7 protein-coding genes are annotated in these 14,247 nt (G+C 54.8%); 1 reads left to right on the forward strand and 6 read right to left on the reverse strand.

The window, feature by feature from the left end:
• Positions 1–28 precede the first annotated feature (28 nt).
• The 6 genes from MK110_00595 to MK110_00620 all read right to left on the reverse strand — a co-directional run bounded on the left by MK110_00595 (position 29) and on the right by MK110_00620 (position 12,543).
• Positions 29–2,197, reverse strand: coding sequence for a sodium-translocating pyrophosphatase (locus MK110_00595; GenBank protein MCH2209771.1), 2,169 nt, complete (start codon positions 2,195–2,197; stop codon positions 29–31).
• Positions 2,198–2,436: 239 nt separating this feature from the next.
• A complete protein-coding gene (locus MK110_00600) occupies positions 2,437–3,855 on the reverse strand; it encodes a magnesium chelatase (protein MCH2209772.1) in 1,419 nt (472 codons plus the stop codon).
• A gap of 161 nt (positions 3,856–4,016) precedes the next feature.
• Positions 4,017–5,093, reverse strand: coding sequence for a tetraacyldisaccharide 4'-kinase (lpxK, locus tag MK110_00605; GenBank protein ID MCH2209773.1), 1,077 nt, complete (start codon positions 5,091–5,093; stop codon positions 4,017–4,019).
• A 302-nt stretch (positions 5,094–5,395) separates the two neighbouring features.
• Positions 5,396–6,775 carry a DUF1552 domain-containing protein gene (locus tag MK110_00610; GenBank protein ID MCH2209774.1) on the reverse strand — a complete coding sequence of 460 codons (1,380 nt, stop codon included), beginning with the start codon at positions 6,773–6,775 and terminating at the stop codon, positions 5,396–5,398.
• A gap of 71 nt (positions 6,776–6,846) precedes the next feature.
• Positions 6,847–9,597 carry a DUF1592 domain-containing protein gene (locus tag MK110_00615; protein MCH2209775.1) on the reverse strand — a complete coding sequence of 917 codons (2,751 nt, stop codon included), beginning with the start codon at positions 9,595–9,597 and terminating at the stop codon, positions 6,847–6,849.
• 177 nt (positions 9,598–9,774) lie between these two features.
• A complete protein-coding gene (locus tag MK110_00620) occupies positions 9,775–12,543 on the reverse strand; it encodes a VCBS repeat-containing protein (GenBank protein ID MCH2209776.1) in 2,769 nt (922 codons plus the stop codon).
• 225 nt (positions 12,544–12,768) lie between these two features.
• Here MK110_00620 and MK110_00625 point away from each other — a divergent pair, with 225 nt between their 5' ends.
• On the forward strand, positions 12,769–14,151 hold the full coding sequence (locus MK110_00625; protein ID MCH2209777.1) for a DUF1501 domain-containing protein: 1,383 nt from the start codon (positions 12,769–12,771) through the stop codon (positions 14,149–14,151).
• Positions 14,152–14,247: the final 96 nt, after the last annotated feature.

Below are 14,247 nucleotides of genomic sequence, written 5' to 3' on the forward strand. Positions count from 1 at the left end.
TAAATGTCCGATCGGGCAATGAAGCTGTCTAATTAATAATCCATGGAGCGATCACTAGTGCCGTCACAGAAACAAGCTTGAGCAGGATGTTGAGTGCCGGGCCGGATGTGTCCTTGAACGGGTCTCCGACCGTGTCGCCGACCACAGACGCTGAGTGAGCGTCTGTACCTTTACCGAGTGTGACGCCGTCAACCACCGCGTTGTTTTCAATCATTTTCTTGGCATTATCCCAGGCTCCTCCTGCATTTGACTGGAAGATTGCCATCAGCACTCCGCTCACTGTTACACCTGCGAGCAAACCACCCAACATTTCCGGTGTTCCGAGAAAGCCAACCAAAATGGGTGCTGCAATCGCCAGCAGTCCCGGAACAATCATCTCCCGAATGGACGCTTTGGTTGAGATTGCCACGCAACGATCGGATTCCACTTTTTCCATGGCGTCATTCATGAGCTTTTGGTCATCTGCGGGCCAGTCACTCTGTGGTTTATCCTCATTGCGACGACACGCTTCCAGGGCTGTCTTCAGTTCGGGGATCTCCCTGAACTGTCGCCGAACTTCCTTGATCATCTTCTCTGCCGCACGACCGACTGCCTGCATCGCGAGCGAGGAGAAAAGAAACGGCAACATGGCTCCCAGCAACAACCCGGCCATAACCTTGGGTTCAGCAATGTTGATAGCATCGATGCCTGCCGTGGCCATGTAGGCGCTGAATAAGGCCAGAGCGGTCAGTGCGGCGGACCCGATTGCAAAGCCCTTGCCAATAGCAGCTGTCGTATTTCCAACGGCGTCCAGCTGGTCGGTTCGCTGACGAACTTCCGGCGGCAGACTTGTCATTTCCGCGATGCCGCCGGCGTTGTCGGCAATGGGGCCGTACGCATCAACGGCCAGTTGAATTCCTGTGTTGGAAAGCATACCCACCGCAGCAATGGCAATGCCGTACAGGCCCGCCATTTCATACGCTCCGATAATTGCTGCGGCAATCAACAAAATCGGAATAGCGGTGGACTGCATCCCGACGCCCAGTCCTGAAATAATGTTGGTGGCGGAGCCTGTGACAGACTGTTGTACAATTGCTCGAACCGGTTTCTTGTCTGTACCGGTGTAGTATTCAGTGACCAGGCCGATCAGCAAACCACACCCAAGTCCGATTAGTGTCGCAAAGAACACACCGGATCTGTTGATGACCTGTTCGCCGACCGTCCAGCTTTCGGGCAGGATGTTCATGATGACTGCCAGACTGCCAATCAGCATGATTCCGGCGGCAACCAGTTCCCCGCGATTGAGTGCCTTTTGCGGATCTGTCTTCTCGTCACCGTTGACGAAGAACGTCCCGATCACGGACGCGATCACTCCCACAGCTGCCAGCAGCAGCGGCAGCAGGACGGCTGCAAGGCCGTTGAGGTTGTCGCTGAATTCCGGAAGGCTCACGAATGTTGCGCCCAGCACCATTGATCCAATAATGGAACCCACATAGCTCTCGAACAGGTCTGCTCCCATTCCTGCGACGTCGCCGACATTGTCACCAACATTGTCCGCAATCGTTGCGGGATTGAGTGGATGATCTTCGGGTATGCCGGCCTCAACTTTTCCTACCAGGTCGGCTCCGACGTCAGCTGCTTTGGTGTAGATTCCTCCCCCGAGTCGGGCGAACAAAGCAACGGACGACGCACCAAATGAGAACCCGGTGAGCACATTAATTGTGCGTTTGATTGAATCAGCATCCGTTCCAAACTGCAGCGAAAACAGGATAAAAAGTGTGCCTAATCCCAGTACGCCCAGTCCGACCACGGTCAGTCCCATGACTGAACCACCACGGAACGCGACTTTCAGGGCTCCACCGAGCCCTGATTGGGCCGCCTGTGCTGTCCGAATGTTGGCCTGTGTGGCGATCCTCATCCCGAAAAAACCAGCCAGGCCTGAGAAAACGGCTCCCACTCCAAATGACAGTGCAATCAACGAATGGGATTCATCCCGATTGCCCGACACAAGCAGCAGGCCGCCGACAATCACCAGAAACCCCAGCAGAACGGTATATTCTGCCTTCAGGAAAGCCATCGCTCCACGCTGGATACGGGCTCCGATTCCCTGCATAAGGTCGTTGCCGGGGTCCTGTTCAATGACCCACTTGTAACGATAGGCACTGAACGCGAGACCCACAGCTCCCAGCAGAGGCACACAAGCAGCCAAAACGTACATCGCCGACTCCGAAAAGTGCCTCGGCTGTGTGTTCCGTCGAGGCACACGATATCTGGTCTGACAGCCACTGCAAAATCACCGTGGCCGGTAAATCAGGGCGCTTTGTCGCAGAAATTTACAACTGCTTCAATGCGTCCCCCAGGAATTCTGAACCCATTCCCGCAACCATGTTTCGGGTGGAATCGCCTATCCCGAAAACGAGACCTTATTTGACAGGATTCACTGGCAGTCCAACACCATTAGTCGAGCTCGTAGGAGACCATGCCATACCGCTGCGAGCGACTGATGCGGTCTGTTGCGTGCAGCCCGGCAAGCACAAATTCCACACAGGACGCTCGAACGGCGGGATCTTCTGACGCATTCAGATCGAATGCTTTATCCCAGACCGGAGGGACACGTTTGAGCAGTTTCTCGTAGTGGGAACTGGGCAACATATCGCCGACTTCGATGCGGACACCTTTGGCGAAAATCTGACCGATCTCTTCGAGACCGTGAGCTTCGACATATTCCTCAAAAATCGTGCGAATTGCTTCGGCGATCACGGAGTCCAGCACCTGTTGTTCTGACATTTGATGGCTGCTCATCAGGTCAACTTCAAGCTTGCCCAGAGAAGAAGAATACAGATGTCCTAAATCACTAATTCTTGGTACAGCCGGGGACTCCTGAAGAACGAGTGACCGACGACGGGCACTGGCAATCATTGTCTGGAAATTTGCAATGCTGAACCGGGCACTGACGCCCGACTGCTGGTCGATATGTCGACTAACGCGAGCGGCCCTGCTGATTTCCTCCACGATCTGTTTCATGAAGAAGGGTACGGTTACGGGGAATTCACCGTCCATGGGCATGCTGCATTCCTGCTGCATGATTTCGATTCCTAAATCCCGCTCCAGCGGATAATGAGTCTGAACAAGACTTCCAATACGATCTTTCAACTGCGGAATCACTTTTCCGCTGCGGTTGTACGTTGCCGGATTGGCGGAGAACAGAATCATCACATCCAGATCAAACGTCACCGGATATCCGCGAATCTGTACGTCCCGCTCTTCCAGAATATTAAACAGTCCGACCTGAACCAGTTCATCCAGTTCGGGAAGTTCATTCATGGCGAACAAGCCGCGATGCATACGTGGAATGAGCCCGAAATGCAGGGCATCTTCTGCAGACATGCTGCTGCCGGCTGCCAGTTTGGCCGGATCAATTTCTCCCACGATGTCGGCGAATTTGGTCCCCGGTGCAAGTCGTTCTGCATAACGATCTTCGCGCGACCACCATCCGATCGACACCTGCTCAGCCGGTGTTTCCCTCAGATAAGATTTGGCTGCCGCGGTTATTGGATGATGGGGATCTTCATGGACCGGGCAACCAGGCAGATCAATATACGGGATGGCTTCATCCAGAAACCTCACCATCATCCGCATCAGCCGACTTTTCCCCTGCCCTTTTTCACCCAGGAACAACATGTCGTGTCCGGCAAGCAGTGCCAGGCTGATCTCGGGAATGACAGTATTGTCATAACCCAGTATTCCCGGAAACAATTCTTTGCCGGCGGCCAGGGCTTGCTGGAAATTGTCGCGCAGTTCTTCTTTGACACTCCTGCTTTGCCATCCGGTTTCCTGCAGTTCTGCCAGGTTGGTCACCCGTCGTTGTTCCGACATTCTTGTCCTCTCCCCGCCACGCGGACACGGCTTGACTTCTTTTTTGCTGTCAGACAAATACTACCGAAATCACTCTGTTTGCGCGAACTCGATGGACGCAGAACTATTAACTGGATGGTGTCCCGTACGGCATGTGACTTTCGTCCTGTTCGTTCCTGGTGCTATGACAATACTTCCTGGAGCACGGAATGCAAAAGCTCTTCCCCTTTTGTTGAATCAAACACCGTTGCGATCTGCAGTGCCAGAATCAGTATTTCCTGCTCTTGATCACTTTGAACCTGAGCGGGCTGAATCTTGACCAAATCTTTGAGTGTGGTCAGTACGGCAGTCACCCGATGTTTTGCTGCATCGCGAAGAATTGATTCCAGATCACTTTGACTGTAGTGATGATGATCAGGAAACACTCGACAGCAGACGATTTCTGCCCCTAATCGGCGACAGGTGTCCTCAAACGCTCCTGGATTGCCAATCGCTGTCACAATCATCACACGTTTTGCTTCAATCTGTGACAGTGGAAGTTTTTCTCCACTGGCGCAAAGGAAGCCAACGGGCCGGAATGAGACTCGTGCCAAACGGTCTTTGTGCTGCGGTGCCGCGTAGCAGATTTGATCTTCAATCATTTCCAGTTGCGCCGCGGGTACCTGATCACAACGTGTGACGACAATCATGTGAGCTCGTTGTAACCCTTGCAGTGGTTCCCGCAGCAGACCTCTCGGCAGGACGAACTCATAACCAAACGGATTTGTGGCGTCGATCAAAACCATGTCGAGGTCTCGGGCAATCTGACGATGCTGAAAACCGTCGTCGAGTACGACGACATCCACATCATGTTCTTTGATCAGCTGAACGGATGCAGTAACACGGTTGGGATTCTGCAGATGAATGATTCCGGGACATAAGTGCTCCAGCACTCGTTTCTCGTCGTTGATCCCGGTCGCATCGGCGCGATAGCCTCGGCTGACGATTCCCGGCTGTCGTTTGAGTGTCTGCAACTGCTCCACAACGCAGGCCACGATCGGGGTCTTACCGGTTCCACCGGTGGTCAGGTTTCCAACTGAAATCACGGGCACGTCGACCCTGGTCGATTGTCGCAATCCTGTGTGGAAACAAAAATTTCTGCAGGCCGTGATGTACTGATACAACCAGGCGGCCGGGCGCAGCGCTCCACGGATGACACGGGCGACCATTCCCTGCCGATCACCGGCGATGATTTCAAAATATGCCTTTTGCCACCGCATACGCAGCCGCAGATGATTCTAATCTTCAAGCCGTGTGCTTATTTTCTGACTGAATTGACGTCACAAGCACTGAGGCTCTCTTGAGGTATGACCAGCCTGACGGATCAGTTGCAACAGACCGCAAACGCTGTCTGCCGATTTCCGCAGTGCGTCGACCGTCATGCTGAAACGATATTTCGGATCTTTCATTGTACTCTGTCACGAGCACTCGGGTAGTCGCCGATCGTCAGGCGCGTTCTGAACGCCGTACCGGCGGCACGGGACTCACTCGGTCATTCGCACATCTGTTGTGGCTTTCTGTGTCAGATCTCCAATAACCGCTGTGACGAGTCGCCGAATTCCTGCAACTCCAGTCCCATTCTGTCCATCAATGACAGGTAAAGACTGCTCATCCGTCGATTGTCGTGATTCAGGTAGTTCAGGACGCGACCGGTTTTCAGCTGACCGCCTGCGCCGCCGAACAGCAGGACCGGTAACTGGCTGTTGTCGTGAGAACCAGTGAGCATGCTGGAGCAAAACATGATCATGGAGTTATCCAGCAGAGTGCGCTCACCCTCCTGAATCGAATCCATCCGTTCCAGGATACGTGCCAAGTGACTCACGAAATACTGATTGACCTTGAGCCAGTCCGGATTTTGCTCCTGGTGAGAAAGCAGGTGGTGATTGATGTAGCCGACTCCGATATCGGGAAACCGCATGGCTGAATGATCATTGTTCAGTTTCAGTGTTGCGACTCGGGTTGTGTCGGTCTGAAAAGCCAAAACCAGCAGTTCCCCCATCAGGCTCATGTGTGTATCAATATCCTGCGGAAGTTTGTCGTCAGGACGCTGCATGTCGGGTCGTCTGAGTGTCGGTTGCCAGTCTTTTCGGTGCTCTCTGCCGACATGGTTGATTCGTTGTTCAATCTCCCGCACGGAGTTCAGAAATTCGTCCAGTTTGCGGCGGTCGGACAGACTGATCGTTCGCCGGACCGAATGTGCGTCGGCCAATGCAGCATCGAGTACGCTGCGATCAGCGTGACGCACACCCCCTGAGCCAAACAGCCGGTCAAATGCGGCAGCCGGATAAAGTTCCAGCGGTACCGGAATCGTGGGTGCACGCCACGAGATATGCGAGCTGTAAATCATCGAGTATCCCTTGTGGATTCCCGCATAGGATTTCTCGCATCCCAGTACCAGACTGGGCACCTTCGTTTGTCCTTCCAGGTGCTCAGCTATCATTTGGTCGACACTCACTCCCGCACGGATGCGCCCACCTGATGCCAGGGGAGAACCGGTCAGCAGATTGCCGGTCATGCAGCTGTGTATGCCGCAGCCCCGTGCATGTTCGTTGTAAAGTCCCCGAATGAAATTCAGTTTTTCTTTAAACGGTGCGACGGATTCCAGCACACGGCCCAATTCCATGTCCCTGCCGCTGCCTTTGGCCCACCAGTGATCTTTGACAAATCCATTACCCGCAAACAGACAGCCAAATCGCACCGGTGGTTGATTCGAACGCGACTTCCCGTTTTCGTCGGCCCAGGCGGGCAGTGACTCGAGCCATGGTAAGGCGATGCCTGTCCCCAGACCACGCAGAATTGATCGCCGGGACCGTCGGCGCCCCGTCGCTTGTGCTTCGCGTCCGCCGGCTGTGCCGGCGGACGGACAGCAGGTGGAATTTAGAGTCGATTGCCGGGGTTTCATCGCGTTTCCTCTGTTTAACTGTGCATGAACATACTCGACCGGTGGATATGTCGTTGAGGTCAGACAGATCCTCAGGGTGGCGATGGTTCACTGGTATCGACTGGTCCCCGATGTCTGCAGAACTGGTTGCTTTGAATAATGGTGAGCACTGCCGCTGAAAACTGATATTCGTTGCTTACCAATTGATCGTACATTTCTGTCAGAAGGGTTTCGTCGGAAAGCTCGATTGTTCTGCCCAGTGCGTATCCCAGTATTTTACGGCTGAACTGGCGCAGGAATTCCTCTTTGTGATCCAGCAGGTAGTTCTGTAATCCATTCAGCCCCTGCAGCGTGCTGCCGTCAGGCAGATCTGCCCGGGTTTCAACCAGGTTTCCACTCGCGTCGTAATCCCGGAGTCGACCGACGGGGTCATACTGTTCCAAGGCAAATCCGTAAGGATCGATTTTTTCATGGCAGCCTGCGCAGGCGGAATCGGCACGGTGCTGCCGGACCAGTTGCCGCATCGACAATCCTGCTTTGTTTGCCCCATCCTCCGTCAGTTGAGGAATGTCGTCCGGTGGATTGGGAATATGGCGTCCCAGCAGCGTTTCGACAACCCACGTACCACGCAGCACCGGGCTGGTTCTGAGGGCTCCCGATTGCCTGGCAAGTACGCTGCCCATGGCCAGGAGGCCTCCGCGCCCGTGACGATCGACACCATCAACGCGGAGCCAGACATCACCTTCCACGCCGGGAATATTGTAGTGGTGTGCAAGTTGCTCATTGAGGAACGTGTGTTGAGCACGAAGGAGTTCCAGTACCGATCGATCGTTTTGAATCATGTCTGTGATAAACCGAACCGGTTCTTCGCCCAGCGTCTTGCGCAAATCAGGTGTATAGGTTGGAAATCGGACTTCACTTTTTCCTGCGTGTTCAGCGAACCCTCGAGTCTGCAGCCACTGACCTGCAAATTCGATTGAAAGTGCCTGCACGCGCGGATCAACCAGCATTCGTTCTGTTTCGCTGCGCAGGACGACCGGGTCCTGCAGGCGTCCTGCCGCTGCCAGAATTTTCAGCCGTTCATCCGGCAGCGAGGACCACAGGAAATAACTCAGGCGGCTGGCCAGTTCCCAGTCGGAAATCGGCACGGCCTGTTTCTGTCCGACAGGACGCTCGATCCGGTACAGAAATTTCGGAGATACCAGAATCCGCACCAGCAAGGTTCGGATTGCATCCTCATGCAGCATTTGCTGTTCTTCGCGAAGTGATTCGTAAAACTTACGCAGCGCCGTTTCCTCACCGGATTCCAGTGGGCGTCGCCACGCTTTCACGGCAATTCGAACCATGGCGTCCAGTTGCCGTGGTTGTGCAGCGACAAGCGTGCTGGTCCGGAACTCGGTGCTTCTTTCAGTCAGCTTAGGAATCAGTTCTTTCAGTCGCCGAATGTTCTCTGTGCGACTGCTGTTCGGCAGCTGATGAATAAGGATTTCTTCTGCGTTTCCAAGTTCGTGGATCGGTGATTGCGCGACGAAGACCAGTTCATCCCATAACCGATCCAATTCCTGTTTCTCAGAGGCATTTAACAGTAAACGACCAAACGGTTCATCGTCACGCAGAAACAGGTCGACGGTGACGTCTTTGTTAATCGGGACGACTGCCGGGAAACAGAACACCGGTGGAAACAATTCCGCGCATGACACTGGCTGATTTGCGGTTTGTGGTCGCGGGATGATGGACAAAGCCGGGAGGGAACTGCCGGTTGCGTCCACCGGGTCTTTTTCTTGGGCAATCAGGTATCGCCCAAAGACCCCGATCGAACCAACCATGTGTGTCCTTTCCTGATTGATCCTCCAGTACCTGGCCTGTTCAAGGATGATTTCACGGACCAGATCGGCCCCCTGCCCCGGTTGTAACGAACGCCAGCGTCCAGCCAGCCGTGCGACATCGGACGCCGCCTCCGGATCGTGCAGGGCTTCCCAAATCTTATGCACGTATGTGGTACTCAGATCCCGCCGGCCGGCGAGCTGTTCCAGTGTCAAATGTTCGTTTTCTTGACTGCGTTCACGGAACTGCAGCGTTGCTTCGATGTATTCGTTGAGTGCCAGAGTTCCGTCGGCAGAGGTGTAACGCGCATAGATTGATCTCAACCGGTCGACCAGTGCCGCGGTCCAGTTCGCCCGACCTTCGATCGGTGCAAATCGCAGTCCGCTGGGGGTAAGCACGGTATGAGCCGCGACCATCCGTGCAGCATCCAGATAGCCGGGCAACAGTTCCGGTGCCATGATCAGTGACTCACCGGTGTTGGCAAACCCCTCCCCGGCAACCGAATCCTCCGGAAATTTCTCAGCAGGACGCAGGTCAACACCCGTCAGATCTCGGATTGTGTAATTGTACTCAGCTCGAGTGAGTCGCCTCATCAGCACCAGGCCTGGGTCACCGGCGTGCCTGCGAGCAACGGCCTTTAGGTAGCTGTCGGTCCAGCCGATCAGCTGCTGACGTTCTTCGGGGGACGGTTGAGAGCTGTCCTGTGGCGGCATTTCGCGGTCAACCAAGCGACGCAACACCTTCTGCCATACTCGGGTATCACCACGAACATGCTCGGCTGTGGTGAAACGAGCGAGATCAAGATCACCCTTCGACTGCGTGGCCGAGTGACACTCCGCACAATATTTCTGTATCAGAGAAACAATCTGTCCGGAATACTGCTCCACCAGCTGATTGGTGAAAGAATCGCCGTCAGCAATGGAATTCCGGCCCCAGAGTAACACGAAACAGGCCGCCACGATGATGTTGAACCGTCTGATTGAATGTCCAGACGAGCGGACTGGTCGTCGATCAAACATCAGCAAGCCGTTTCCTGATCTCGTGAAAGAATGATTCACCGAAGATTATTGAGGAGTTCTGAGGCGCAGTCCAGCAGTGAGTCAGAAGGTTTCCCGTCTCTTCTGAGTCACTACTTTATGTTGTGTCGTTCCGTGTCATGTTGGGCACAATTTATCTGTTTCCGGCCTGCATCTTTATCACTGTAAATCAATCTGCACCTGGTCAAGTACCGGGTACCGGTCACCGTTGTCGGATTGAAACGTGGCCTGGTACTGCATGACTCGATGTTGTGGATCTACCCGGAATCGGCTTTGATCGATCGTTTGCCAGGGCTGTTCCGTGAGTTGCGATTTCCCGGAAGCTGATCGCACCGAAAATAAAAGCTGAGTACCGTCAGGGATGTCGGCCTGGAACGAGAAGCGACCGTTGTTCCGCGGCCTGTTCCATGTGAAGACTGAGGAACTGTAGGCATGTGTCCAGCCACGATGGTAAATGTGTCCCATGTCTTCCTGCCACATCCAGTGCGGTCCGTTTGTGGGTAATGTTTCCACAGTTGCCTTCCGCAGGCGGTGCCCGTTGTTGTAGAAGATCCTGGAGACGGTGTTGTGTCCTCCGTCGCGTCCGTGGCAGACGACGGCCAGATCAAGTCGCCCGTCGTGGTTGTAGTCTGCTGCCTGTGCGTCATGCGCCGAATCGCAAATCAACGGTGTTCGCCGATTCCGTGTGAATCCGTCAGGACTTCCCCAAAACAAATACGCCGGAATCGACTCGCGCGTCGCGTTGGCGTGATAATTGGGAGAAAACAGATCCAGATGGCCGTCGCTGTCGAAGTCGGCAACGCAGTGTCCAATTGGAGTAAACCCTGGAAGCCATTGAGCATTACCGGGGCGAAAGCCGGATTTGTTTCCCCAAAAAATTGTTGTTCCCGTATCGTGAAAATCTGACAGTCGGTCTCTGTAGCTGCCGGCAATCAGATCAAGGTAACCGTCAGCATTCAGGTCTGCTGTCTCCAGATCAATCGCGCTGTGGACTGTCAGACGTAATTGGCGGGTGGCGTCAAATCCGTGTTGGCTTCCGTGAAAGATACGGACCACGTCCTGCTCATACGAATTCACGGCGATGTCCAGCCACTGGTCGTGATTGAAATCGGCAATGACCGTGCTGATCGAACGTCCGGGAGACGGAATGGCGACACGTCGTTTTCGGTCGAAACCGGAAGCGTCGCCATAATAAATAATCAATTCCGGAGTCCCGTCAGGTTCGGACGGATAAAACTGACCGAGTGCCAGGTCCAGATAACCGTCACGGTTCAGGTCGGCAACGTTACTGGTTCCCAGAAAAATCTCACGGAGTACGGTGCGTCGCCGTTCGATGTCAAATCCGTCAGCACTGCCCCAGAAGATGTTGAGTCCGAGATGAGGATCCGTCAGCGCCGACTCGCCTGCATGTCCCGAATTCACTGAAATCAGGTCAACATAGCCGTCATTGTTAAGATCACAGGCCGTCGATTCGTAGCCACTGGCAAAAGGAATGCTCCAAACGTTGTTTCGATCGAATCCTGTAGCACCGCCCCAGTAAACGGTCAGAGGTACTTCTTCGTGAAGCGTTCCGCCCAGACTGTTACAAAACACAATGCCTGCCCGCCGGTCACTTGCGGCAGGTACAATCGCTACGTCCGAAGCCCCTGTGGTTGTTAACCTGGAATCGATTTGCCGGAAGCGGCGATGTCCCGTGCCCAGATAAATCACTGAGTCGGTGGTCAGAGTTTTCCCGCCCTGATGAACGGCAACCGCCAGGTCCGGGTATCCGTCGTTATTGACGTCGCCTGCTGCAGTTGCCACCGCGTTTGCGATCGGCAGTTTGAGGGTATGCCGGTTCGAGAAACCGTCGTCATGTCCCCAGAGTATGTTAACGAAGTCCGCTGTGGATTCGGCAGCCCCCGCTGCTTCTCCTCCACCTGCTCTTGCTGTGGAAAAATGAGTGAGCACAAGGTCGGCACGTCGGTCGGCATCGAGGTCGGCGACCGTCACCTGCGAAGTGCTGTCGGCACGGATGACTTGCGCCTCTTTCCACAAACCGTCGGCTGCACCAGGATAAATGAAGACCTGATTTTGACTGGTTCCGACGACCAGATCGAGGTGAGCGTCGTTGGTGACTTCTGAAATAGTCAGACAGGTGGATTGCTCTGTATCAAGATGCAAATCTTCTGCTGTGTGTTCAGAATCAGGAAAGACAACGCGTTGCGCTGTCAGTACGGCCAGTCGCTGTACTCCATCGCCGCGGAAATCTCCTGAGGCCAGATCGATAGCGCCGGGAATTCCCAATTCATGTCGACGGGACAACAGAAAACCGTCTTCGCCGCCAAAAAACACACGAATGATTTCTCCCTCCGGTTGACCTGGCAGCCACGCGTGACCGCATAGCACGGCGATGTCCGGTCGGTTATCCCGGTTGAAATCGCAAATCACCAGCCTGCGGGCATCGTGCGCGGGCAGCATTCCGTGGCTGCGATGTGCGGGCCAGCCATCCTCGCCGCCGGTAATGATTGTGATAAACCGTCGACCGTGCTGGACGCCGCTGCGATTTGGGCAAAATACGAGATCCGGAAATCCGTCCTGATCGAGGTCGTCGACAGCGACCTGCTGACTTCCAGGAACCGCCAGTTCGAACTGTGAAACCCGTTCTTCGTCTGATACGTGTGCCAGAGTTGCACTGATATCGGTGAAGGTATCGTGTGTGCTGTTGAATACCAGATCCAGATGGCCGTCCTGGTTCAGGTCAAAGCGGTGAATCGTGCGCAGCTTCCCGTCCCGGGTTACAAATAGATTCTGCCCGGCGTCATCAGACTGACCGTCCGCAAAGTGCTCATAGGAATCTTCGACCCAGGTCTGAGCCGTCAGCAGACCGGGGAACAGAAAGATCAACACGATACCGATCACCGATGAGAGACGGTTCGTTACAGACATGTCGTGTAATCTCCGGACTGATTTTGTGTATCTGGGTTTTTAGCCACCAAGTACTGCACCTAAGGATATCCATCACTCCTTGGACAACACCAGTCATGCCCGTATGACCTGACGGTGTGTGGGCTAAACCCGGCATTTGGCTGCCTTCCACGTTTCCCCGGTACAGGAAAGCCTGCATAATGGATGGTTCGAACACCGGCACAGGTGAATCCCAAGGTTAGGTCCATGCTGACGATTCCTGGAAATCGAACAAGCCGTTTCTGTGACGGGGTTTCCCGTCGCAGCTTTCTGCGCATCGGTTCTTTGGGACTGGGCAGTGTCGCTCTTCCTGGTTTACTCAGCCAACAGGCGACAGCAGCCTCAGGCAGCCAAACCCGGTCTGTGGTGATGATCTATCTGCCGGGCGGTCCCACACAGCACGAGACATTTGATCCCAAACCGGATGCGCCGTCTGAGATTCGCGGGTCGTTTGGTCCTGTCAGCACGAATGTGCCGGGAGTGCAGTTCTGTGAACTGTTGCCCCGACTGTCCCGGATGGCAGACAGGTTTTCTGTCGTGCGAACGCTGGTCGGCCTGGAGAACCGCCACGAGTCCTTCCAGTGTTATACGGGACGACCCGGTGGCCGTAATGAAGACAGCGAACCGGCCGGGGGGTGGCCGACATTCGGATCGGTCGCTTCGTCGGTGCTGGGTCCGGGTAGAAACGGAATGGTTCCGTTTGTCGACGCCTCACCGCACATGAACTACGCACCGTATCGCAATCAGGGTCTGCATGACGCCTCAACAAAAATTTCATGGCCCGGGTTTACGGGACCCACGCATGTCCCGTTTGCGCTTGAGGGTGACGTGCGGCCGGACCTGGTTTTGAACGGTATTGATTCTGCACGGCTTAACCGGCGGCGAGAGTTACTTTCATCGTTGACTGACATTCAGCGGCAGATTGAAGGTGCCGGTTCTGACAGTTTCCTGAAGCAGGCGTTCGGGCTGCTGACAGCCGGTCAACTTGCGGAGGCGTTGAATCTGGATGCAGAACCCGCGCAGGTGCGCGAACGTTATGGTGTGTCGCAGCCAACCGCTTCCGGTTTTGGTGGTGCTCCGCAAAGTCCGCGGCATCTGTTACTGACACGGCGTTTAGTCGAAGCCGGAGTGCGATGTGTTACGGTTGCGTTCGGAGCATGGGACTGGCACGGGAATCGTGGAGGTACGGTCGAATACCTGTCCAGGAAATATCTGCCCGTATTTGATCAGGCTGTCTCGGTTTTTCTGCAGGATCTGGACGAACGTGGTCTGCTGGCCACGACCACTGTCATTGTCTGGGGTGAATTTGGACGTACACCACGCATTAATCCGAAGGGAGGACGTGACCACTGGCCTGGGACGCAGTCCGTGCTGCTTGCCGGTGGTTCGGTTCATGGTGGCCGCATTGTCGGCAAAACCGACCGGGTTGGCGGGTTTCCCGTCGAGCGTCCGGTGCATGTTCAGGAGGTATTTGCCACGCTCTACGGACACCTGGGCATTGATACCAACAACGTCAAAATTACCGATCTGAACGGTCGTCCGCGGTATCTGGTAGATGGCAATCGGCAGCCGATCAGCGAGCTGATGTAGCTGGACATCGTTACAACACGCGGCGAACGGCAGTTGGGTTTCTTTCCAGCCGTCTTATCGGGGAGGCGGGTATGCGGACTGGTGCTCAGGATCGCC

Source organism: Fuerstiella sp. (genome assembly GCA_022447225.1).
Taxonomy (GTDB): domain Bacteria; phylum Planctomycetota; class Planctomycetia; order Planctomycetales; family Planctomycetaceae; genus S139-18.